Annotated in this window: 23 protein-coding genes and 2 pseudogenes; 1 reads left to right on the forward strand and 24 read right to left on the reverse strand. The window is 38.8% G+C overall.

Annotated elements, in window-relative coordinates; translation table 11 throughout:
• The 23 genes and pseudogenes from DW720_RS13955 to DW720_RS14065 all read right to left on the reverse strand — a co-directional run.
• Positions 1 to 391 (reverse strand): annotated as a pseudogene (locus DW720_RS13955) (IS200/IS605 family accessory protein TnpB-related protein); the annotation flags it as partial.
• Between the two features lie 8 nt (positions 392 to 399).
• Entirely contained in the window at positions 400 to 840 is a 441-nt protein-coding gene (gene tnpA, locus DW720_RS13960) for an IS200/IS605 family transposase (RefSeq protein ID WP_118743270.1), read from the reverse strand.
• Between the two features lie 83 nt (positions 841 to 923).
• The gene (locus tag DW720_RS13965; RefSeq protein ID WP_118685167.1) at positions 924 to 1,739 is read right to left on the reverse strand and encodes a hypothetical protein; all 816 of its coding nucleotides are present in this window, start codon (positions 1,737 to 1,739) and stop codon (positions 924 to 926) included.
• Positions 1,736 to 2,947 (reverse strand): hypothetical protein, encoded by a 1,212-nt coding sequence (locus DW720_RS13970; protein WP_118685165.1) that lies wholly within the window; start codon positions 2,945 to 2,947, stop codon positions 1,736 to 1,738. Before DW720_RS13970 ends, DW720_RS13965 begins: the two co-directional genes overlap by 4 nt.
• Before the next feature lie 37 nt (positions 2,948 to 2,984).
• Positions 2,985 to 3,899, reverse strand: a complete 915-nt coding sequence (locus tag DW720_RS13975; RefSeq protein WP_107001627.1) for a sugar phosphate nucleotidyltransferase — start codon at positions 3,897 to 3,899, stop codon at positions 2,985 to 2,987.
• A gap of 30 nt (positions 3,900 to 3,929) precedes the next feature.
• Positions 3,930 to 4,697, reverse strand: a complete 768-nt coding sequence (locus DW720_RS13980) for an acyltransferase family protein (RefSeq protein ID WP_182426614.1) — start codon at positions 4,695 to 4,697, stop codon at positions 3,930 to 3,932.
• Entirely contained in the window at positions 4,672 to 4,974 is a 303-nt protein-coding gene (locus tag DW720_RS15780) for a hypothetical protein (RefSeq protein WP_118472434.1), read from the reverse strand. Before DW720_RS15780 ends, DW720_RS13980 begins: the two co-directional genes overlap by 26 nt.
• Positions 4,975 to 5,086: 112 nt before the next feature.
• On the reverse strand, positions 5,087 to 6,088 hold the full coding sequence (locus tag DW720_RS13990) for a kinase (protein ID WP_118467368.1): 1,002 nt from the start codon (positions 6,086 to 6,088) through the stop codon (positions 5,087 to 5,089).
• A gap of 47 nt (positions 6,089 to 6,135) precedes the next feature.
• Positions 6,136 to 8,481, reverse strand: a complete 2,346-nt coding sequence (locus DW720_RS13995; RefSeq protein ID WP_118467366.1) for a glycosyltransferase — start codon at positions 8,479 to 8,481, stop codon at positions 6,136 to 6,138.
• A 77-nt stretch (positions 8,482 to 8,558) separates the two neighbouring features.
• The gene (locus DW720_RS14000) at positions 8,559 to 9,419 is read right to left on the reverse strand and encodes a hypothetical protein (RefSeq protein WP_147353093.1); all 861 of its coding nucleotides are present in this window, start codon (positions 9,417 to 9,419) and stop codon (positions 8,559 to 8,561) included.
• Positions 9,416 to 9,859: an adenylyltransferase/cytidyltransferase family protein gene (locus DW720_RS14005; protein ID WP_118467362.1), complete on the reverse strand. Its 444-nt coding sequence runs from the start codon at positions 9,857 to 9,859 to the stop codon at positions 9,416 to 9,418. Before DW720_RS14005 ends, DW720_RS14000 begins: the two co-directional genes overlap by 4 nt.
• Before the next feature lie 17 nt (positions 9,860 to 9,876).
• The gene (locus DW720_RS16240) at positions 9,877 to 11,265 is read right to left on the reverse strand and encodes a LicD family protein (protein ID WP_347560728.1); all 1,389 of its coding nucleotides are present in this window, start codon (positions 11,263 to 11,265) and stop codon (positions 9,877 to 9,879) included.
• 42 nt (positions 11,266 to 11,307) lie between these two features.
• Positions 11,308 to 12,030: pseudogene (locus tag DW720_RS16245) on the reverse strand (ABC transporter ATP-binding protein); the annotation flags it as partial.
• An 11-nt stretch (positions 12,031 to 12,041) separates the two neighbouring features.
• Complete coding sequence (locus DW720_RS14015; RefSeq protein ID WP_118472431.1) at positions 12,042 to 12,824, reverse strand: ABC transporter permease; 783 nt, start codon at positions 12,822 to 12,824, stop codon at positions 12,042 to 12,044.
• A gap of 21 nt (positions 12,825 to 12,845) precedes the next feature.
• Positions 12,846 to 14,696, reverse strand: a complete 1,851-nt coding sequence (locus DW720_RS14020; protein ID WP_118749760.1) for a glycosyltransferase — start codon at positions 14,694 to 14,696, stop codon at positions 12,846 to 12,848.
• Between the two features lie 111 nt (positions 14,697 to 14,807).
• Complete coding sequence (locus DW720_RS14025; RefSeq protein ID WP_118749761.1) at positions 14,808 to 15,968, reverse strand: glycosyltransferase family A protein; 1,161 nt, start codon at positions 15,966 to 15,968, stop codon at positions 14,808 to 14,810.
• Positions 15,931 to 17,301, reverse strand: coding sequence for an exopolysaccharide biosynthesis polyprenyl glycosylphosphotransferase (locus DW720_RS14030; protein WP_118467352.1), 1,371 nt, complete (start codon positions 17,299 to 17,301; stop codon positions 15,931 to 15,933). The genes DW720_RS14025 and DW720_RS14030 overlap by 38 nt, the downstream gene beginning before the upstream one ends.
• Positions 17,302 to 17,401: 100 nt before the next feature.
• Positions 17,402 to 18,397, reverse strand: coding sequence for a glycosyltransferase (locus tag DW720_RS14035; protein WP_182430829.1), 996 nt, complete (start codon positions 18,395 to 18,397; stop codon positions 17,402 to 17,404).
• Positions 18,372 to 19,067, reverse strand: a complete 696-nt coding sequence (locus tag DW720_RS14040; RefSeq protein ID WP_117795021.1) for a transcription termination/antitermination NusG family protein — start codon at positions 19,065 to 19,067, stop codon at positions 18,372 to 18,374. The genes DW720_RS14035 and DW720_RS14040 overlap by 26 nt, the downstream gene beginning before the upstream one ends.
• An 807-nt stretch (positions 19,068 to 19,874) precedes the next feature.
• Positions 19,875 to 21,077: a tyrosine-type recombinase/integrase gene (locus DW720_RS14050; RefSeq protein WP_117888165.1), complete on the reverse strand. Its 1,203-nt coding sequence runs from the start codon at positions 21,075 to 21,077 to the stop codon at positions 19,875 to 19,877.
• An 82-nt stretch (positions 21,078 to 21,159) separates the two neighbouring features.
• Complete coding sequence (locus tag DW720_RS14055; RefSeq protein ID WP_081445676.1) at positions 21,160 to 21,339, reverse strand: excisionase; 180 nt, start codon at positions 21,337 to 21,339, stop codon at positions 21,160 to 21,162.
• Between the two features lie 4 nt (positions 21,340 to 21,343).
• Positions 21,344 to 22,453, reverse strand: a complete 1,110-nt coding sequence (locus tag DW720_RS14060; RefSeq protein ID WP_182436556.1) for a replication initiation factor domain-containing protein — start codon at positions 22,451 to 22,453, stop codon at positions 21,344 to 21,346.
• Between the two features lie 58 nt (positions 22,454 to 22,511).
• Positions 22,512 to 22,841, reverse strand: coding sequence for a hypothetical protein (locus DW720_RS14065; RefSeq protein WP_004613680.1), 330 nt, complete (start codon positions 22,839 to 22,841; stop codon positions 22,512 to 22,514).
• A gap of 250 nt (positions 22,842 to 23,091) precedes the next feature.
• Here DW720_RS14065 and DW720_RS14070 point away from each other — a divergent pair, with 250 nt between their 5' ends.
• Positions 23,092 to 23,775, forward strand: coding sequence for a helix-turn-helix domain-containing protein (locus DW720_RS14070; protein WP_025482937.1), 684 nt, complete (start codon positions 23,092 to 23,094; stop codon positions 23,773 to 23,775).
• Positions 23,776 to 23,902: 127 nt separating this feature from the next.
• On the opposite strand, the gene DW720_RS14075 is transcribed toward DW720_RS14070, so the two are convergent.
• Complete coding sequence (locus tag DW720_RS14075) at positions 23,903 to 24,355, reverse strand: helix-turn-helix domain-containing protein (RefSeq protein WP_117682584.1); 453 nt, start codon at positions 24,353 to 24,355, stop codon at positions 23,903 to 23,905.
• Positions 24,356 to 24,362 lie beyond the last annotated feature (7 nt).

Below are 24,362 nucleotides of genomic sequence, written 5' to 3' on the forward strand. Positions count from 1 at the left end.
TGACATCCCGATAAAATACCGGCATCGCATGATTCTCACAGACCAGCTTCGGTCTTCCCCTCAGTTCTCCCTTTTCCCACAAACCAAGGCGTGTCTGATAGGAGGACACTGCTCCAAGTGCGTGTTGAATCGCCGCTCTTCTCAGATAAGATGGCATCTTAGGGAAATGACGGTCAAACAGAAATCTGGCATGATTCTTTTTTGTCTCATGTACCAGATGTTCCGCTTCATTAAAGCGTTTTTGTGGATTTCTGATTTCTGAAAGTTCTTCCCAGGTCTCTGCATACACCGGAATCAGATAGGAAACTGCCTTCCGAAAAATATCCAGCGTAGAGCGGAGCGGTATATTCTTTTTTTTAATTTCTACTCCATAGCTGGATACAATCTGCATAAAGTTTCCTACTTTCTTTTTTCCTTCTCTTTTTGTCCCTCAATGTATGCCACTACCTGATCCCTGCTTCGGTCACTTACGGTAACTGCACAATACGATGGATTCCACAAATGTCCTCCCCACAGCTCCTGTTTTAATTCTGGATGCGAAAGAAACAACTGACGTGCCAGATTCCCCTTCATAATCTTTATCATGTCTGATATAAAAAATTGTGGTTTGCAATCCAGAAGTAAATGAATATGATCTGGCATAACCTCCATCGCCAGAATCCTAAATTTGTATTCCTCCGCAAGCTCATACAACATTTTTTTACATTCCGCGTCTATCCCATTTTTCAGGACCTGTTTTCGATATTTCGTGCACCAGACAAGATGATATTGCAAAGAATACACATATCCTCTACCATATGAAAGTGAATTTTCCTTAATAGTAAATATATCTTTTTCCATGTTTATATTATACCATATGCACCCGCATTTGGCAAACACTAGTTCTGTATCTTGATAAAAAATTTGGCACACCTAACTCGTCACTAAAGTAACGAGAATGCGGTGTGCCGTTTTTCAAGGAAGTTAACCATTTTCCCCGTTGCCAGGAAAAATACCAGTGGAATTCCAAGTGCTGCCGCAGGATAAGTCAGTAAATCCAGATAAGCAGTTATCATGCCATTTATCAAAAACAGATACAGATAGCGCCCGTCCTGTTCCATTTGATTCCGACAGACCAAAATCAAAAACAGGCTGAATATCATCACATAATACACACTTGAAAACTGGATCGAAAACGCAATCGCCAACGGTCTCAAAAACAGTGCCGTACATAAAAATGGAAGTATCAAACAGTAGCGTTTCTGCCTAATCAATGTTCCTGTTATAAGCAGCAGAGTAAACACAACTCCCAAATTTGTAAGTGCCCGAATTCCCTGATAATCCATAAAAAAGAGTAGTGGGCGCAGGAATACCAAATAACCATGCCAATAACGCGCATACGAAGTTATTTCCATCCCATTATCTATCCCTTTCACATCCATTCGAAATGATGTAATTGGATCTGCATCCTGATAAACCGGTCGATAGGCAGCGACTGCACTCTCTAAAGCAGACGCATCTTCTTTTTGATAACAGGCTGTATGGATCATGAGCGAATCCGTCCAGTTATCCAATTCTTCCGCCGGCGTATTTCCAACAAACGGATAGAGTCCTTCACCGGTAAAGATTTCCACTGACTCTGCACCATGTTCATAAATCAACTTATCCGGTATAAGAAAGGCAAGCCACAAAAAAATAGTCCCCGCCAAAATACCTGAAATCAAAATGGCAGGCATACGAATGAGGTATTTCAAATTCATGTCCTTCTTCCCTTCTTCCCAGACATTCCCGCCATCACAATAACAAACCAGAAAAACGGCTGCCTGCAGTTCATCAGCGTAAAACTCTCTGCCAGAAGTGCCAGCACCGCCGCCCTCTGCGCTTTCTCACACCGGACCACATTTTTCACAATCCAATACACCAGAAATGTGGTAGGAATCAGCCCATACGAAAACCACACATCAAAAAAGCTGGAATGAATCTCATTGACATGAAATACATCAAACACACCCGGACTCAAAAGTTTTTCAAATCCATCATACGGAATAAAACGTTCAAAAAAGCCCTCTCCCGCTCCATAAAACAGATACTGAGGCGTCAATACCAGCCGCTCCGCACTTCTGTCATATAGCAGATCATAGAGATTTCCATTTGCCAGTTTCCATATTTTCTGCTGGATTCTGGAAAGAAGCGTATAATCCGTCTGCGAAACATCAAAATCTGCCCCTGGCCAGATCAGATAGACGCCCAGCGCCAGCATCACTACAACAGCTGCCCCGCCGAACCACCAGAGTTTTTTATACTTTGAGTGCGTGCATCTTTCCCAGAAAAACTGCCATGCCAGTATTACAAAAAAGGCAAGCAGTCCCACAAACATACCGGTTGATTTTGCTTTTCCAATCAGAAGAACTCCCCCAAAAAACATTCCCCAGCACGCAATCCGTGTCTTGACTGTATACTCTGCCTTCCGCCGGTATTCCATAAAAAGCACCAGAATCATCGTAAAGATGAAAAAAGCAAACTGGTTCGGATCATTAAACGTTCCCATAAACCGAGAACCGCCCCAGCTCTCATGAAAATAGCGTCCTCGTCCGGAAATCAAAACAATTGTCTGAAACACCAGGTTGATCCGACATATCCAGCAAAGTCCCCGCATAAACGAATCCGAATAAAGTGTCCGGAACGTCCAGATCAGGAATGCAGAATAAATCCAATAAAGCGTATGTAACGGAAAACTTCCTTTTCCTGTCCGAACAAAATAAATGCCATTAATGACAGCTGCAAATATCAGGAAGACCACCCAGGGAAAATCTTCCTGATACCAGATTTTCTTACCACTTCTCCACGCCATGATAAGCGCCAGGGCACCGGACAAGGCGAAAAACAGATCCGCGATGCCGATGCTGCCGCTGGGGAGAAGGTAGAATTGTTTGGTGAGGACGGCTGTGTAAAATAAAACTTCAACCATCCTGTTTCTCTCTAATTTCATTTGTTCTTACTTTATCCTAATCCCACAAATTTTCCGGATATAATCCACTCTCTATCATCTGTCGGAATCCCTCCTGCGCCGGTTCTATATCTTCTTTATAAGTAATTCCAATCCATCTGTCCGGCGTATTCAAAACTTTTACGGAAGCTAACTTCTTTTCAAGCAATTCCGCCACAATATTTGGGAGAAGATACTCCTTCTTCTCCGGATTTTCCCCTAATGCATCAAGGAATCTGGCAAATCCTTCATCTATGTACCGCAAAAAATCCGGATATCCGGCCCACATATTCATGGATACCATCGTATCCGGTGTGATCCATTTGCTTACCTTCGCATTATCACACTGGATTTTTCCATCTACACACTGAATTCCCGTCGTTTCAACGACCTCTTTCAAGAATCCCGCCTCATCTGCCACGCAGACACCTCTGGTAACCGCTCCGTTTTCACTCAGCGTATTCTTTAAAGAAAAGCCTGCCATTGCCAGATTTATCTTATCCGCATCTGTATTTCCAGAAAGCAGGAACTCATGAAGCTTCGAAAAAGCTTCTTTCCCATAATAATCATCTGCATTGATGATCACAAATGGTTCTTTCACAACATCTTTACAAGCCAGAATTGCCTGCCCGGTTCCCCATGGTTTTACTCGTCCTTCTGGAACATGATAGCCTTCAGGCAAGTCTTCTAACTCTTGATAGACATATTCCACAGGCATAACCTTAGATAAGCGATTTCCAATCACTTCTTTAAATTCTTTCTCAATGGCTTTCCGAATTACAAATACAACTTTTGTAAAACCAGCTTCCTTCGCATCGTAAATCGAAAAATCCATAATAATCTCTCCATTCGGAGCCATCTTAGCCAGCTGCTTGATACCGGTTCCAAAACGGGAACCTATACCGGCAGCCATGATGATGAGGGTTGTGTTCATGTTTTCCTCCATAACTATAAAGATGCAAATTTACAGAGTTGTTTCTTTCTGAACTATTCTCTTCTGTTCTCCCCATTTTTTACAGACTAACAGCATCAATTCTGAAATCATTACCGACCAAACGATTGACATTCCTAATTTTAACCAATATCCATTTAAAGGAAATAATCTTTGAATCCAATCTTGAATAGGATAATGGATGCAATAAATTGGAAGTGCCAATTCACCCAAATGAATGCATATCGAATAAATATGCTTATTTTTTATATAATTTTCATCATTCATTAATGTAAAAAACATCACTATAATTAAATAGGCAATTATCTCCGCTGAAATATCAATTCCACCATTTCTAAAAAAAACAGTAATAAAAATAAAGCCTATAAATCCAATCACACTCGCTATACGAAATAACATTTTAGGGAAATCATCTTTTTCTTTATAATATCTTGTCATATAAAACAATGCGCTTCCAACAGTCAATCCAGCGATTCCTCTAAAGCACTGAAATATTCCGCCTTCCCAAATTGCAATTTTTTTCATATAATCCATGCACAATGCATATAACATAATAGGAATAAACCAGCATAAAAAATATTTATAAATTTTTTCATTTTTGACCATTAAAATTATAATCAACGGCAAAAACAAAATCAAATGCGTAATATACCACAAAGGTGGATCATAGGTATAAGAAGAATTTGCTATATCACTTCCTTTTAACAATAATAAATTATATATTAATGAAAAGGAAGCTACGCCTCTGTCATTTTCAGAGCATTTTGTAATAACATTCAAAAAGCTGAACAGCACCCCCCCCTACTGCATAAGGATACAATTTTTTTATTTTACTTTTTACATAAAAAAACATTTCATCGTACTCAACTTTATGTTTTTCCATTTTTTTGACAAAATGACTCGTTGTATAATATCCCGTTAATATAAAATAGAACTCTACAAATGCCCATCCTCCCAAAAAAATCGTCCGATCCATCAATGTATATGAATGATGACATAATATTATAATTGCGCCAACAAACCTACACAATTCAATATATTCACACTTATTTTTCATTCATTCTCCTATACGTTTTACTTTTGCACACACAAATCATGTACACAATTCTGTCTATAAATAAAATATTAAAACTTTTTCTTCATACTTTTTATTAATAGCTTTCACTATTTTATCTTGTCTCTGTGTATTCTTCTGGTGTATAATGAATAATTTTTGTACCACCCTCTTCAAACTTGAATGGGACATGTACCAAATCTTTCATTGCTTCTTTCACTCTACTTTGTCGTTCTTCCGGAACATAAAAAACAAGAAATCCGCCTCCTCCAGCACCTAAAAGCTTCCCTCCAAAAGCACCTTCTTTTATTCCAAGTTCATATAATCGATCAATAGAAGAAGTAGATATCTTCGAGCCCGTTTGCTTTTTTAACTTCCATGTAGTATCTAACAATTTTCCAAAATCATCAATATTTCTATTTTTATTTACCAATACCTGTTCCGCTTCATCTACCAAATCATACATTTCTGAAAGATATTCTGATTTACTTTTTGCAGCCACATTATTAACTGCTTGTATTTCAGAAGAAAATCGCGTGAAACCAGTAAAAAATAACAACAAATTATTTTCTAATTGTTTCTTCCTTTCCGGTGAAATCACAATTGGCCTTACATCATATTCATTTCCAGAAAAATCGATCCGATTCAAACCTCCAAATGACGCAGCTATTTGATCTTGCCATCCGCCTGCCTCTTTACAAAGTTCTCGCTCCAAATAAATAGCTTCATCTGCTAATTTCTTTTTATCCGCATATTTACCCTTTAATGCATAAAAAGCATTTAACATTCCCACCGCAAAAGAACTGCTTGTTCCAAGTCCCGATCTAGCTGGCAAATCTGCCTCATATACTAAACGTATCTCATGCATATTAAGCATATTCATTGCATTTCGAATTGCCGGATGCTTTATCTCATTATTTTCATTTACATATTCCATTTTCGAATACGTCAAATGTGTTTTATATTCAAAGAAACGCGGTAAATGACGGACATTTACATAACAATATTTATCAAACGTCGTAGATAAAACTGCCCCTCTATTTTCATAAAAATGTTCTGGGATATCTGTTCCACCGCCAAAAAAAGACATCCGAAATGGTGTTTTTGTAATTATCATATAATTTTCTCCTATATAAATTCAAACTTCATATTTTATGAAGACAATTAGCTTTTTAGAATATCATCCATTAGTTTATCCAATGGATATCTTTCAATAAATAAATTGTATTGATGAATACTCTCTTTTCTAATATCATCAATAGTCTTTTTCCGAACATCATCTTCATAATTTGTAAGTTCCATAAGATATTTAGCACACTCTTTTTCACTTTCTAATTGATGATATTTTTCTTTTAATCCAAGTCCAGTTGCTGCAATTTTTGTACAAATAATAGCCACTCCATATGACATTGCTTCTAATGTCTTACACTTCAATCCAGAATAAAAAGTATCAGGATTGATGTATATATCATATGAGGAATAGAACTTTTTCAAGTCATCAATATATCCTAAAATTCTTATATTATCTGGAACCTTTAATGATGAAAGCATATTACAAACCCCACCCGCAATATTTAATTGTATTTTTTTGTTATTTGCAAGATCCGATATTAATTTCTTAATAGCAAAATAATTAGGCGGATTTGAAGAAGCCAAATATCCTACTTTTATTAAATCTTCTTCATATTTATTATCATTCCTTTTTTCATCAATATAATGGCATGCAGGAACGAATGGATATGTAATTACCTTCGTTTGATAATTTGTTATTTTTCTAAAAAACGTTGCATCTTCTTCCTGTGATGCCAAAACAATATCTGCCCGTTTAAGTGCACGTGCTTCTTCTCTTTCCGTATTTACCCCAAACCAAAAACTCCACTCTGGAAAACCCGCTTTTTTTAATGATTCATTATGTTTTGTAAATTTGTCATGTGTATATAATACTTTCTTTGCATTTGGCAAAACCTCAAATGCTTTTGAATAAAATAAATAATTTGCCATGCAAAGATCGTAATGATAATGTTCATTCATTCGGACTATCGATTGTAAAAATTCATCATCAACCCAATCATCTATATAATCCCCATCCGCACAATTAGGTGAAACATTAGTATGCGAAAAATATGGATTTGATGCATGTTGATAAAAAACTCTATCCCAAACTTTTCTATTTATATTATCAGGTCTAAACTCATTATAATACAAAAACAAATGCATTTGATATTTTCTCTTTTTTAACATTTCGGCAATATTTTCAATGTTATGAATTGCTGCATTTTCAGAATACCATGGCACAATTACAAGTGCTTTTTTCCCTTCTCCCACAGGTTCTAATTCAAATATTCCTGTATCAAAATCCATGCAATATAATCGATTTGAATTACCATCTATTTGAACTTCTCCCTCATGTAATTTATTCCATATAAAAGGTCTATGCATGAATTGATTAAATTTTGTCCATATAAAATCACCCATTCTTGTATGATACATGACCCTTAGAATATTTTTCGTTAAATCATGTTTTCTACGACCATCTTCATTTACAACTATCCCTGTTTCAAATTGTTTTAAAAATGGATATACAGTTTTATAATAATAATCTCGCATTTCCCATCTTTGGAATCGTGCATTATCTAATCCAACTCCAGCTTCTTTTCCCTCTTTATAAAATTCTTTTGCCTTCTCTAAAAATTTTTTTTGCGTTTTATCATCCAAACGATTATAATGGAACAAAAAATCAAAATACCCATGCAAATAAAAAGCATTTTTAAAAATCTCAAATTTTTTATGCTCCATCAGCCATTTTTTTATCTGTGCATAATTCTTAAATTCTGCATCCCAGTTCTTCGATGATTTACTTGAAGAATTTGTTGTCATAACTCGATAGTCATATACCGCATCAGGTATACACACAACTGTTTTGGTGGATGAATATATCATAAATTTAAAAATTCCATCTTGATACGCTGCTCCAGCCGATTCAATCATTCTAATTTGATTATTCTCTAAAAAATCTCTGCGATAAAGTGCCGCCCATATAGATGATTCCATTAACATCAAATCGTTAGAATAACATGGCTCTACTATCACCTCAGGCTCATAAAAAGGAAATGGGGGTTTTACTTCACAACTTCCACCATCTTGATATAGTTTTTTAAACCCCGCCTTAACAACATTGGCCTGATGTTTTTCAGCTGCTTTGTATAAAACTTCCAACATATTGGGCTCAATAAAATCGTCTGTTTCAACAATTGCAACATATTTTCCTGAAGCCTTATCAAATCCACTATTAACAGCTTTTCCGTAACCTCCATTTTTCTGATGAATAGGTTTTACACGATGATCTTTTTCAGCATAATAATCCATTATTTCTCCGCACTTATCAGGCGAACCATCATCAACTGGAATAATTTCGATATCTTTTAGCGTTTGATTTAATACACTCTCAATGCATTGTTGAAAATATTCTTCGACTTTATAAGTCGGCATTATTACTGATATTAAAGCCATTTTTTCTCCTTTATAACTTACCTCATTATCAAAATCTTTGCACTTTCATATAAAGCACTGATCACATCAGCACAATATCATTTATTTATCACATTACCTATTTCATCTTCCGTAATCCAATCGCTCACAACTCCATCACCTAAATATTTACTTTTATATTCCTCAAAGTCATTTTCCACCGCCCAAAAAATCTTAATTCCAGCTCTCCTAATATCTTTTATTTTCTCATCATCAGCATATTGTAAGTTTATATTAACTGCTTTAACTTTGTATTTATTACAATTCGAAAGCAATTCATCAAACTTGTCTGGATAGACTGCATGCTGTCTTAACATAATATTCTTAAATGGATATATTTTTAATACATCCTCTAAGTCCTGGACATCATAGCAAGAAACAACCAAATGATTCAGCATTTCATCATTTTCTTTAAAATGTTCAATAATCCACGTATATGTTTCTTTTGCATCCTCTTTTACATCCAAAACCATATACGCGTCCGAATGGGATTTCATCCAATCTACAACATCTCTGAATGATAACGGTGTATATTTTGACAAGATGCGAGCTTGTTTAAATTGTTCTAAAGTCGGCAGGTATTCTCTTGGTATCTGCTCTTGAAGATATTCACTCGGCTGGCGTTCAATCTGCTGTAAATATTCAAATTCAGGCTGCCCTAAGTCTACTTGTGTCCAGTCATGCCTCAGTACAATTTCATCATCCGAAGTAAACCTCAAATCAATATCAAATAGCCTTGTCTCATTTTGATAGGACTGATTGAGTGCTTCTAACGAATCTGTATATATGTTTCCATCTATTCCCCCTCCAGCATGAGCAATCACATTATAGTCATAAAATTTAGCTTCCTGAGTTGGTTTGCTGCAGGAACATAATACACAGCATCCGCATAACATTAATATGTATTTCCAACATTTCATCTTTCGCTGCCTTTATATTCTTCCCTTATTTTTTCTTTAATACTTTTTGTAGAAACTGATTTTGTATATGGAAAATAAACACACGAAACTCCCTTTTGTTTCAATTTTTCTTCTATTTCATTGTACATCTTCGTATTTTTCCAATCGTCTCCATGAAATAAAACGTTGTAATTAATTTCCGTTAATACCTCCAGCTTGTTCATTGTTTTCTGCGGAATTACTTGATCTACACATTTCAATGACTTTACAATACGAAGTCTGTCTTCAAAAGGAATAATGGGAAATTCTCCTTTATACTCTTTTACCAGTTCATCTGTGCTTACACCTACAACAAGGTATTCACAATTTTCCTTTGCTTTTTCCAGTATATTTAAATGCCCTACATGGAACAAATCAAAGGTGCCTGTTGTATACCCGATTTTGAATTTCTTTTTCTGCATAAAACAATCCCTTTATACTAATTTTCATTACATTTCAATTTACTTAGATATTCCTTGTAATCCATCTCTGTATCAAAAATTACCCCTCCATGCGTATTCGATACATTCTGAGGCGTCATATAATCTCCATACCTGTTTGTCAGATATGCATCATACCCAGCCGGTACCGGCATTTTCAAATATTCAAAGTCCATCCAAATTGTCTCATCATACATATGGCGGTCTCTGATTCTCTTTTCTGTATCAAAAATAAAGTTTAAAGGTGCCACCTTATCTGCATCTTTCTCTTTGACTGACCGGAACATATCATCTATATATTTCCAGCAATTGTCTGTACTCAGATTTTCTTTCAACTCCTCTGGAATTTCAAAATCCTCCGGCCATTCAAATTCTCTTCCATCTGTCGTTTCAACAATAAATTGCTTTAATACATCACAGTTCATTCTCTGCTTCTCTACAACCTGTACATCATTTGAAACATTCTCTAAAACAAACAGATCGATAAAAATACCCTGATTAAATTCTTTATTCTGTCTTTCTTCTACGCTTAGGATTCCAGTTGTATAGCTATTTCGAATCTGAGCATGTCCATGTACATACTTTTTATCCGTGTACACATTCTGAAAAAAATACGGTTCTGTGAAATATCTGGGAGCAATCTCACATAACTTATCATAGTCTTCCCGGAACATTGCAAAATCTATATCATCATCCCAAGGAATGAATCCTTTGTGGCGCACTGCTCCCAACATAGTTCCTGCATCTGCGAAGATTTTTAAATTATTTTCCCTGCACACCGTCAGCAGGCGATCTGCCATCTCCAATTCAATCGCCCATACTTTTTTCTGCTGTTCTGTTATTTCAAAACCGAATTTTGTTTCCGGATCAAAAAATGACTTTATTGGATATGTGTTCCATCCATGCGGCATTACCAAAAATCCATGCTCTTTTCGCTCAGCTGTCTTGATATCCAACACAATAAAATCTATCAGACTGTCATGAAGAACTAAATTTTCTCCCCATATACGTGCTTCCAAATAATATTGACCATCCAAAAGATAATTTTTATCAATATGACATTCCATGACTCCGCAATGCTCGGATAAAATCATTTTTTTATATTCCAATGCGGTTGATGTCCGATAAACTGGTGTATGATCTTTTGTAACAATTCCAAATGCAAAACTTAACGGCATATTTTTAGTTCTGCTTGCATATTGAAAACGAATTGTTATCTTATCTCCGGTATCAAAACAAGCACTGGATTTTCCTTCTTTGTCCAGCAGTTCAATCGAAGTAAAATGAACCAGTCCTGTTCCTTCTCTTTTCGCCTCCGGAGCGCTGAAAATACTCAGTGAGCTGCAGGTCTCATCAGTAAAAGGATTTTCCTTCTCCTTTTCCTTCATCTCTCCTTTATTTCCACTTAAGCTGTTTAAATACGCTCTTGATACTTCACGGACAGTTCCACAGCCTCTGACAACTCCTTTTTCTAACCACAAAGCATTGTCACAGATTTTTCGAACCGATTCCATCGAATGAGATACGTACAGAAGTGTCGTTCCTTCTTCTCGCATCTTTTTCATTCTTTTCTCACATTTTCGCTGAAACGCATAATCGCCAACCGCAAGAACCTCATCACAAATCAAAATATCCGGCTTAACCACCGTCGCGATCGCAAATCCAAGTCTTGCTGCCATACCGGAAGAATAATTCTTAATCGGCATATCTAAAAAATTTTCCAGCTCCGCAAATTCTACTATTTCATCAAAATGCTCTTTCATAAACTGTTCGTCATGCCCTAAAACAGCTCCATTTAAGTAAATATTTTCCCTGGCTGTCAAATCACCATCAAAACCGGCGCCCAATTCAATTAAAGGAGCAATCGTTCCGTTTACCGTTACTGTTCCTTTATATGGTTTTAAAATTCCGCAGATCACCTTTAACAACGTCGATTTTCCAGAGCCATTGATTCCTATGATTCCCCAGGACTCACCTTTTTTTACACTGAATGATACGTTTTTTAATGCAAGGAACTCCTCAAACATTAATTCTCGCTTTACAAGCTTAATAAAATATTCTTTCAGATTATCTATCTTTTCAGAAGCCATATTAAATCTGGCTGTTACATTCTTTACTTCAACTGCTATTTCATTTTTTTCATTCTGTTTCATTTTTTCCTCGTCTAAATATATAAAATAAATTTATCCTGTGTTTTAGAAAAAACAATGCTTCCGACAACCAGCGATATAAGTGCTACCGTAAATCCGTAAAGAATCCACTTAATATCAGGGAATACTCCTTTTAAAACAATGGTCCGGAATTGTACTACATATGAATACATTGGATTAAATATTTTAATTAAATGCTGTACTTGTTCTGGAAGCTGCTCAATTGGATAAAAAATTGGTGTAAGATAATTCCACGCTGTTAAGACTGCTGCATAGATATGCTGAATATCTCGGAAGAAGACACATCCCTGCGCCAATAGCAATCCAAGTCCAATACTAAATATATAAATTTGTATCAGCACAACCGGAATCCAAAACATATAAAAATTAAATTTCACACCGCACACAATAAATACAATCAACATAGCTCCAAGAGAAAATAAAGTATTTACGAAACTGCTTGTTATTTTGGATATTGCAAATATATATTTAGGTACATATGTCTTTTTTAGCAATGCACTATTTCCTATAATTGACCACATGGCCTGACTGGTTGCATCTGACATAAAACTAAACAATGTAGAACCAATAATCAAATATACCGGATAGTTTTCAATATTAAAGCGAAACATTTGTCGAAACACAATTACCATAATAATCATGATCATTAATGGATTCAGAATGCTCCATATATATCCCAGAAAACTTCTCCGGTATTTCAATTTAATATCTTTTATTACCAACTGCTTCATGAGTGGTTTATATTTTTTAAATAATTCTATTTGCTTCTTTCCCATTCTCAATTCTCCTAATGGATACTAACCTCTATTTGTTAATATTTTTTCAATCCAGAGCTTTCCATTTTTTAATATTTCGTATTTTGTCTTATATTCTTTTTGAGTTTTTCCATATTGAACCATCAGAATCCGCCAAGTATTTATGCAATACATAGCTGCTTTGAAAAGCTGTCTTTCTTCCCGAACTGCCACTCTCTTCTTTTTTGCCCCAGTATCCCGCAATTCAATCCGCTTCTTTCGGAAAATCGAAAACGGTGCATCATACGGACGTAAGATACCTACTTCTTTATCTGCTGGCAGGAACCAGCCGTTGAAAGTTATCTTTTTCCAAAACTGTTTTTTATTCCGATCCGGGTTATAGCACCTCTGTAATTCTTTTAGGGTTGGCTGCTCTTCCAATTCCATCGGCTCTGTATCCGGAAGATGCTTTCTCAACTGATTGTTCAACCGCTCTGCGTCTGTCCCCATCAGCCATTCTGGACCTTTCATGAAATCTATCATTCCCCGCCAGGAGAAATAGGCTTCTTCATAACGCATCTTTAAAACAGCTGTTATGATAAATTTAGAGATCCATTTCCACATCTGAATTCGTGACATATCCGGTTCATGCAGTGCTGCAAATATCAGGTTATTCCGCACATCGTAATATGCGTTGGTTCCCAGAAAATTCACTTCAAACCCTTTATGCCAGACATTGAATCCATTTAAGAAAACAATGCCTGTCTCTCTGTTTCGAATCTCATATTCGATATCATCCCGGTGAATAAACAGCGGAAGCGGCAAATTATCTTTTCGAACTGTATTCAGGGAATAGCAGCAACACCACCAACCGGAATACATCCGATACTCATCCTGCGGCGTCTCAATCAATGGCTTCCGGCAGTTCTGAAAGCTACGCATATCTGTCATAACAAGACGGTTAGTCACATTGAATCCTTCAAACCACTCTCCCATTGCCTGACAAATATATGGATAATCTTCCCGAAGCAGCGTACCTCCCAAGCGGATATCTTCCCACTCATCCTTCCGCATCCCCAGGAACCCATACGCCCGCACAAAAAGCTCCGGATCCATGATGGCATCATCATCCATCAGCTGTACATGCGTTAATCCGAGACGTTCTTTTTCCTCGATCGCCTCAATCATGCCTCTGGTAAAACCACCCGCGCCACCGACGTTACGGTTTGGTATGATTCGAACGGTTTCTGGATATCTGGCTGCCAGGCGGCTGATTTCTTCATGTTCCGAAAGCGTTCTTCCGTTGTCTACCAGCCAATAGCAGAGTTTTAAAGAAGCATTTTCCGGTCGTTCCAGAAATTGCAGGATACTTTTCAGATTTCGGAGGACATATGGCTCTCTCTTAAACGTGCAAACTGCCGCTGCGATCCGCACCTGTTTTTCATTCCGACAAGTTCCCTCATACCAGCCTTTTATATGATTTGATATATCAAAACCGATATTTTTCTTTGTATCCTTTATCGTTTTGGCAGCTGCATTTTCTGCTGATTCTGTCTCCGCGTCTTTCACGTTCTCCGATTCTGTCTCTTTCCCGGCACCTATCTTTTTCACCGAAAACCAGAAAACTCCTTTTTCCGTCTCCGGATATGGGAACTCCAGATCCAGAGTTTCTTTCCCCCCCGTCAGCATCTTTTCCTGAATGACATTCTCATCCAACATCAGACGAATTGCCTGACAGCCATTCAATTCCAGGTGCAGCGTCAAACTTTCCTGGTTTGTGTACTTCTTTCTTTTTTCGATATAGAAAAGGTTGAAATATCCATTGAAATCGACCCATTCTCCATTTCGATGGAAATACAGTTCTTCTTCCCTGCAGATATCTGCTTCCGGAAATCGTATATTTTGTAGACGCATCCGCTGTGTCTCCTTTTCAGTCCTTTTAGGAACTGCCGTTCCTCATTCCATGTTTTGGGATTATATAGTTTCTAATCTGTCTTTATATCTCTGACGGATCTATCTTCATATTTAGAACTTCCTTCTGCTCCGCCCAAGCGCCCACACCGCCGCCCGATACAGCCCATACCGGCTTACCCGCAGCAGCTTCACCGCCTTATTTCGGTTCGCATGGTAAATCTCCGGATAGTCCCGAAGTAATTCATCTTCAAACTGCATCAATGCATGCTTTACTTCCTTGTCTGCCGGAAGGCTCAGAAGTATCTTCACTCTCCCAGCTGCCACCCTGGCGATTCCATTTTCAAGATACTGTAGCTTTTCCTGACTGCATGGAAGCTTCTTTCCGTCTTTTCCGGTAAGTGTTCCGCCCTGATACAGACGATAAAATGACAGCAGGGATTCCATCACCCTGTCATAATTTTCCTTATTCCTGATCATCTTCTCCGGGCTGACACTCTGTCCTTCCCGGCCGATCCGGTACTGATAGACAAAGTCCGGGATAAAGGATACTGTCTTGACCCACGGAATCGGGTACAGGATGTATTCGGCATCAACGTAATAGCAGTGTTCATCGATCGAAAGCGGCATCTGCCGCAGGATCTCTGTTTTCCATGTAATTCCATGCATTTTCATATAAATCTGATCCGCGATTCCATCGAATTCATAGGAAATCCCATATTTCACCCCTGGAAATTGTTCTGGAATTTCTGCTTTTTTCGGGAAAGAACTTTCCTCTCCGCTTCCGTTGTCAAACCGCCAGTAGAAACCGCTGACCAGCACATCATCCTGACATTTTTTCAGCGCAGCAATCAGATGATCCAATGCCTCCGGATCCACCCAGTCATCGGCATCGACTACTTTCATATACCGCCCCAATGCATTCTGGATGCCGCAGTTGATCCCAGATCCATGACCGCCATTTTCTTTATGAATGACACGAACAACGGTCGGATAGCGCTCCGCATATTGATCAGCAATCGCACCGGTTTGATCCCTTGATCCATCGTCTATAATCAATATTTCCAGGTATTCGGACCAATCCATACCTGGTTGAAAATCAGACATTCTTGCTGATACGGTTTGAATGTTTGATTCCGTTTCATTTCCTGTCCAGCTCTGATTTTTCTTTTTCAAATCCTGGTCTTTGCATCCTGCGCACAGTGAATCCAGGGTATATGTGATATATTTTTCCGCGTTATACGCCGGGATGACGACTGTCAGAAGCTTTTCCATTGTCTGCGACTCCTTCCGTACTCTCTTTGAGCATCATGATCTTCGGTGTCATCAGGATGAGCTTAAGGTCGAGAAGCAGAGAGTAATTTCGTATGTAAGTCAAATCCAGTTTCAATTTGTCATAGGACGTTGTATTGTATTTTCCATAGACCTGTGCATATCCGGTCAGTCCGGCTTTCATCTTTAAGCGGTAGCAGAATTCCGGAATTTCTTTCTCGATCTCCGCCGCCAGCTCCGGGCGTTCCGGACGCGGTCCTACGATCGACATCTCACCTTTCCAGATATTGAAAAGCTGCGGCAGCTCGTCCAGGCGGGTTCTCCGAAGGAAATGTCCCACCGGCAGGATCCGGTCATCGTGTTCCGCTGCCAGTCTCGCCCCGGTTTTTGCCTCCGCGTTCTGGATCATCGTCCGAAATTTGCAGATCTGAAATTCTTTTCCGCCCTCTGTGAGACGGGTCTGCTTGTAAAAGACCGGACCGCGGTCGGTCAGGTAGATCGACAGCGCCACCAGAAGAAAGAATGGGGATAATACCACGATTCCGATGCTGGAACAAATGAAATCCATCGCCCGCTTGATAAATCGCTGAAGATCGGAAATTCCATCATTTCTCGATAACAGGAGCGGACTGTCAAATATATCCAGCTCCTGCGAAGTCCGAATCAGAATGTCTGACAGCTTCGGCACAGTATAGGTACGGATATCCTGCTCAAAACATTTCTTTAAAAGCGCATTTCGATCCTTCGCCGGAATATCTCCGATGATCAGAGCGTCGTATTTTTTTGCTTCTTCCAGAATCGCTTTCATGCCAACCCGGATATGAATGGCTGTTTCCAGATAGTATTTATCTTCTCTGGAATGAATCTTTTCCATCAGATGAAAGGCCGGACGGTCTCCGCATACCAAAAGCATCCTTCTTGGCGGAAACAGAATCCTGTATATCTGCTGAAACAGGAACGTCCAGATCAGTGCAATCAAAAGCTGGACAACCGTCATCCCAAGCAGTATCCGGGGATCATGAAATTTTTTATCTAACAGAGAAATCTGAATATACGTAATCAGATTTAAAAGTCCGATCGAAAGGATCTGAGAACAGAGCAGATTTCCTTTTTTCAGGTATCCGATCCGGAATCCCCCGTAAGTCAGCAGGAAAAATAGTAATAGTCCCGCATACAGGGCGATCATCAGCCAGTTTCCTCTTCTCCAGAACGGAAATTCGATCATTTTGTTGAAATATCCGTTCCAGACATATCCATAAGCGCCAACTTCTGCCCCCATCAGGAGCAGCGCACCTATCAGACGGAACAGTCGTTTGAATGGTTCATATTGTCTCAAAATAGTTCCTCTTCTTTTTGTTTTTATTCAGGCCGAACTCCACAGAACCCAACGTGTAATTCTATTCCAGGTAATCTGCCTGTTTCTTTTTATAGGAACACTAAGCATCCTCAGAAAGCGTTCCTCTCAATTTTTTCTGATAGAGTATTCCACGCACGGATGCCGGAATCAGACTTGCAGTAACGCGGATCACGCAGTTTCGCAGATACTCTCTTCTATTTAAAAATCCACTTTTAAAAAACGTTTTCTGCAGATTCAGAGCGGCCCTGGCATAGGACAGACCGCCGCGGCGTTTGATCATCCCATTGTCCGTTCTCGCATACACCAGAATATCCGAAAGATTTTCTGCTTTATATCCTGCCTGCAAAAGACGGACCCACAATTCATAGTCCTCCGCCCCCGGAACCGGATGATAGTTTCCCACCGCCAGCACAGCTGAACGCCGCATCATGACGGCCATATGGTTCATCGGATTGCGCTTTCTGGCAAACGTTAAAATTTCTTTATATTGGCAGGGAAGTGACCGAATTCCAGTGATTCTGCCCGGCGGAAACAATTTTCCATTCATCCCACTTCCAATTTCACCTCTATCTGGCGCATTTAGGTTATCTACATTTTCCTGTTCTGGCACTTCTGCTGCGACAAATTCTGCAATTTTTCCGCTCAGAAGTCCGAGTTTCCCCTGTTCTGCTTTCTTTCCCAGCAATTTGCCCGCTGCTTCTTCTGCATATCGTTTCAGCTGCTTTTCACAGCGATCCGGACAGGCAATATCATCACTGTCCATGCGGGCGATCCATTCATTTCGGCACGCTTCTACACCTGCTGCCAGCGCCCGTGCGATTCCGCCGCATACAGGAAGGCGAAGCACCTGCAGAACTCCCGGCCATTCCCGGTCAATCGTCTGGATCGTTTCATCCAACACTGGTGTCAACGGTCCATCGCATACCAGGACAAATTCATCTGGAGGAATCGTCTGATTCATCATGCTGGCTGCCGCCTGATAGAAATACGCTGGATTTTCTTTGTGATATACCGGCATCAGAACCGAATATTTCATACACTCATACTCATTATTCTGCTGCCAGCTTTGTTCCATCGTTCTCCGCTCCATGTAATCTTGTTATCTTTTTTGATGGGTTCTTTCCAGAGACCGATACCCGGCTAAAATCGTTTTCCTGGAAATCTCCTGAAAGATTTTTAGGGTTCAGGGGTCCTTTCTTTGGGAAAACTGCCTCCGGATCATCTTCCATCCGGATTGCCAGCTCTACCTGTCGTGCTTCGTTCAGCAGTTCTGCCTGAATCGTCACGATTCGTTTCCGCAGCCGCTTCCGGATGATCTTTGGCAGCATCTCACCAAGCACCCCTTCCGCCCATTCGATCTCCCCCGCGTCATTTGCCCGCACCAGAAACCGCCGGACGGTGTGGGAAGAATCCTCCCGAAGAAGTTCTTTCAGAAATTTCTCTTCCTCTTTTTTCAGGGGGACTGCCGTTCCATATGGATGTGCTTCCGAACCAGCATTCAGAAATCGCACCAGCCCCGCCAGACATTTCACTCCGTCTTCCAAAACAGGCTCATCCGCCGTGTCCACAAACACATAGCCCGGAAACATGACTTCCGTATCTACATAGTAGACACCGCCCATCCGCCAGGTCCGTTCTTTGGACAGCACAAAACAAGGCTTTTCAGCCTTATCCCGATAAAAATGATTCAGTTTTTCCGCCGCTTCTGCCTCGCGTCCCACAGGTGTCTGCACCACGTACCACATACAGGCGTTCTCCCTTTCATGTTTGCGATTTTCGCAGAATATCTAGTTCTGCGAAAATCTTCAATCATTATACGATACTTTCAAGGTTAATTCAATAGAAGTTTCTCCCAAGAATCTCTTATGAAATTATTAAGTCGTCATTTCTGAACAAAAATTTCTGAAATTCTCATATAATATTTCCCTTTGCTTTTGAAGCTTTTGTCAATACGGCATTTGGGTTCTGCATATAAAACCTTTTATTTTCGCAGAACTAGATATTCTGCGAAATTTTTTATTCTGATTTTTCTAGCTACAAGCTATTATGTTGCATTTATGATATAAAATTTATCTTTTGAATTGGTAGACTTTTTAGACAATTTTATTGAACGATAGCACTCCACACCTTCGCTTCCTCCCAGAAGCTTCATGTGGAATGTTTCGTATAGACAGCAAAAAAGCATTCCAAATGAGTTTTTCCTCATCAAGAATGCTTTTTGCATTCAGGGCTGATTGAAATGCCGAATTGTCCGGGTTGACAAACATTCCCATATTCACCTATCCCTTCTGAAATCACATAATTTTATTTTATCATTTAGGAAATCAAATAGCAGGCACGCGAAAAAGGAGCGGGCAAAAAACAGCGACCACACAGTTTTTCTCCCCTGTATGGCCGCTGACCTTATCTGCACAGAAAAGTCACAGATTCTTCTGCTTCTTCCCATGCCGTTTTTATTTATTTCATAACAATATTTATATCTACTCGAAAATGTTGATTTTACGCTGTTTTTCGCTATCTATCTTCTGATTTACTCCATTTTTACTCCAAATTTAAGCCAATATTTTCAGTTCGGCTACTTCTTCTTTTTTCTTTTCTTCTGAAACGTGCGTGTATAAATCGGTTGTCATTGCCAATGTTGAATGACCTAAGAGTTTCTGCACCACCTGTTGGTCTACTCCATTTTCATAACACCTTGTAGCATATGTATGTCGCAGAGTGTGACAGGTAAACAGTTCAAATATCTTCGGCTCTCTCTTTTCTTCCTTTGCCAGTTCAATCTCTATTACATTGATTTTTGCCACATAGTCTTTGATTGCACTATTGACGTTATAATAGTAAACTGGCGAACCGTCCGAACAGGTAAATACCAAATTTTGAAATTCTTTATGCTGTTTCCATATCGAGCGTTTCCACATCTTCTGTTCTGTCTGCTTTATCTTCTGATTTTGTAAAATCTCATACACTTCATCTGTCATCGGAATTGCACGATTACTAGACATGGTTTTTGCAGTCGTGTAGAAAAACTTCGAACCCTCAACGGGACTGGAAGCCTTTGAATAATGGATTGTCTTATTGATTGTAATTTTTCTTCTTTCAAAGTCGCAATCTTCCCATTTCAGTCCAAGCACTTCTCCAATCCGACAACCTGTTGTCACAGCAAATTTCAAAACATTGATGTGTATGTAGGAAGAAGCAAATGTAAAGAATTTTTCCTGTTCCTCTCTTGTTAATACACGCCTTTCCTTTTTCACTTCTTTTGGCATTTCCACACCGATACATGGATTTTTTCTAATATATTCACTCAATACTGCTTTATCAAACATATCACTCAGCATAAATCTGATGTTCGACACCGTTCCATGTGCAAGACCGCTATCTATCAATTCATTTATGAATTTTTGAACATGATATGTTTTAATGTCCTGCAAATACATCTTTCCGATAGAGTTCTTCACTCTTGCGTTATAGTAACTGTGATTTTTATATATCGTAGTCATTTTAACTGTTTTCTTCTTATACAACTCCGTCCACGTTACATACCATGCGTTTAAAGTGATACTTTCGCCGTTGCCATTCAAACCATGTTCATCTTCATAAACCGCTTCTCGCAACTTCCGTTTTAATTCATTCAGTTTAAAATCATAAAGCGTTTTACGTTTTCCTGTTTTGCTTGTAAATCTTGCAATATAGCGTCCATCTGCTCTCTGTGAAATTCCCTTACCGAGTTCTTTTCCTTTTAAATCTTTACCCATACCAACTTTCCTTTCTTCTACTGAAAGAAATATGGTAAAATAAATATTTCAATTTTCATTATATCCACACCCCATTTTCTTTTCAAGCCCTTTTGCATTGATATTCCAGCCATTCATCAAGTAATTTCTTATTTGCATACAACCGATTACCAATGCGTACTGTAAATCTATTTTTCGGATTGTTCAACAGTTCTCTTGCCTTTGTTTTCCCAATCCCCATATACTCACAAAATTCATTTATATTTAGTAATGCTTTCTCGATACGATTACCCCCTTTCGCCTAATTTTCTTGCTTTTATGTAATCATCATACAACTGCTTCTGTGTGATATTCATTTCTCCATTTTTCACAAGATTACCGATATAATCTCTCTGCTCTATCTTCCCAACCTCTGCAAACAGTTTCAAAGACGGGGCAACATACTTTTCTAACCACTCCCACACCTTTTGCAAACTTTTCTTCTGTGGCTGTATGGTAAGTTTCACCTTGCCTATATCTTTCATCAGTTCCGCCCACGCTTGATAGGTTGAATAAAGCCTTTTTCGTGTTGTCGTGCTGTCTGTCGGCTTTTCTAAAAATCGTATTTTGCTGTTTAATACTTCCATTGCCAGTCCTGCCACATCTCTATATCTCAATAATGCCTGTACTACACTTACCGCCATTTCCTGCCGAAATCTCAACTCATATCTATTCCAATTTTCGTCTAATTCTGTTCCATACTTTTTATTCTGTTCATATCCCTTTTCATAAAATACCAATCTCAAATTACTGGCTGAACTGCCGAGATAAAGACTACCACCTTTACTCTGAAACACTTCTTCTTTCAGTTCTCCCGAGTCGTGAAAATCTATCTCCCGTAACTTTGAAGAAAGTAATCCCTCTTTTGTCCGTACAATCAAATCGGGAATACTCAAATACGGTTTTCTATCATCTATCGCCAAATCAATCCGAGGAACATTGATATGATACTGACAAACTCTGTTTAAGAAATCAAACCATGTTTCCTCATTGAGTTGTAAAAAATTCTCATAGTTGCGACAGCCTTTCCCACTCATCAAAATCTGAAAGCCTTGATACTGTGCATTTCCTGTCGGCTTTAGCACCTTGATATTATCGAAGATTGCCACAACCTCATGCCCTGCAATCCCTTTTTCATAGCCTGTTACCGTCATAAGTTCCAAAGGTATTCTCAGCACATCTTCTATAACTGCTTCTAACGGAACTTCCTTAATGGTTATCTGACACCAGTCTATCAAGGCACTTAATTCTTCTTTCTGCCGTATTACTCCCCTGTTAGTGTAGGGGAGTTTTGGAAGAAAACTTCCGCTTCTTTCTTCCAAATTTATCAAACCTCCAATCTGCAACGGCGTTGCCATTGCCCTGCCCTCAACCTGACGTTTGGTACGTCAGAACGAGGACAGGAACTTTGACCGCCTACATATTTTTGTTTGGAACAGGGCGGATACCCTTACAGGTAATCTTCTCCACTAATACAGGGAAATTTCCTCTCTGCACATAAGGGGCATAAACTGGTTCTTCCAGTTCCACCACAGCATAAGGCTCAATCTTCGGAAGTTCCGTTGCTTCCAAGCGAATATCCACGCTGTTTCCAAGTTTCATGCTTCCAAGATGAAGTTTTAAGGCTTCCACTTCCTCTGTTTTCTTCTTACTGTCTTTATCATAGCGGTAACAGTTATCCGCACCCATAAAGCGAAGTTCTCCAAATGCTTCTTTTACCTGTTCTTTTGTCAATGTAATCTGCATACACATTCCTTTCTCCCCGTTGAACCGATAGGTCAGTTTCTCATATTTTCATTTTCCTATTACGACGCCGTTCATTGTTCAGTTTTTTCTGAACTTAATTGTATATTAGCACAGGCATATTCGTTTTGCAATAGAAAGTTTAGTTTTTTATAAACTTTTTGTTTTCTTTTTTCTGAACTTGTGGTATAGTGTCCTTAGACGATAAGATATGAGAAGTTATAACGAGATATGGAAAGAGAGGGTTTTTCAGATGAATACAATCGCAGAACGGATTAAATTTGCCATGAGAGCAAAAAATAAAAAACAGGTGGACATAGTCAAAGATACAGGTATCAGCAAAGGGGCGTTCAGTTCCTATCTTTCGGGACAATACAATCCAAAAGCCGATAAAATGGAATTGATTGCCGACTCCTTAGATGTAGACTTGCGGTGGCTTTACGGAGAAAATGTACCTATGGAACATACAAGTAAGAATAACAATGCCCTGCAATATGTCTTTTATAACAACTCCTGCTCCGAGTATCTTCTTGATAATTTAGACGATATCTATATTGCCATGATGACCCAATATGCCGCCCTTATTCCACGCTTTTATGTTCTTGTCAATCGTGCTGGAAATGCAATGCACCTATTACCTTTATTTTTGAAAGAAGATAGTTCCGAGTTCTACGAATGTCCGTCTGATTTCTTCTATTCCGACAGGCATACTATTTTTACAAGAGATTTTGAAAGTATTCACATGGTATTAACAACCGCCACGATTTACTATTACGGAATTGATACAAAAACTTATGAACCGAAAGTTACCAAACTTGCCTACTCACAGACTGACGATTGCTTTTATATTGACAATGAAGTACATGATTGTCATATCAAAGCATTTGAAAAAGAAGTGGTAAAAGAAGCACTTTACTTAAAACACAACGCCCAGTAACAGACAAGAGGACTTGCAAGGTTTCTGACCTTTCAAGTCCTCTGCTGTATCATGGTTCTGTTGGCTGTGTCCGTTCCGTCAAGGACTGCCCTACGGCGTATCGGCTACGCCTTGTTCCTTGACCTCACTACATTTCTCTCAACTTTTTAGAAACTATGAAATTACAAAGAAATGCTACCGCTACAATAATAAAGCAAATGATTGTACACCATACAGGTACTCTCATATCTAATTGCACTCGTAACAAAATCGTGATTGCTAAAAATACAGCTCCCACAATTTGTATAAAGTCTAATATCTTTTTTTGAAGTGTCTGTAAATGCTTCTTGTCTTTTATTCTTTCAGATTTCCATATTCCATAATTTACTTGAATATCATTTACATCTTCGTCTGATATAAGTTCATCCATACTCACATCTAGCTCTAATGCCAGTTTTTTTGCCATAATCAAGTCCGGACACCTTGAACCATTTTCCCAACGACAAACTGTCTGCCTTGAAACATATAACTTATCTGCAAGTTGTTGCTGAGTGAGATTTTTTTCTTCTCTGAATTTTTTGATGTTATCATTTAATGCCATACTCCAT

It is taken from the genome of Clostridium sp. AM27-28, assembly GCF_003480955.1.
Classification (GTDB): Bacteria; Bacillota; Clostridia; order Lachnospirales; family Lachnospiraceae; genus Otoolea; species Otoolea fessa.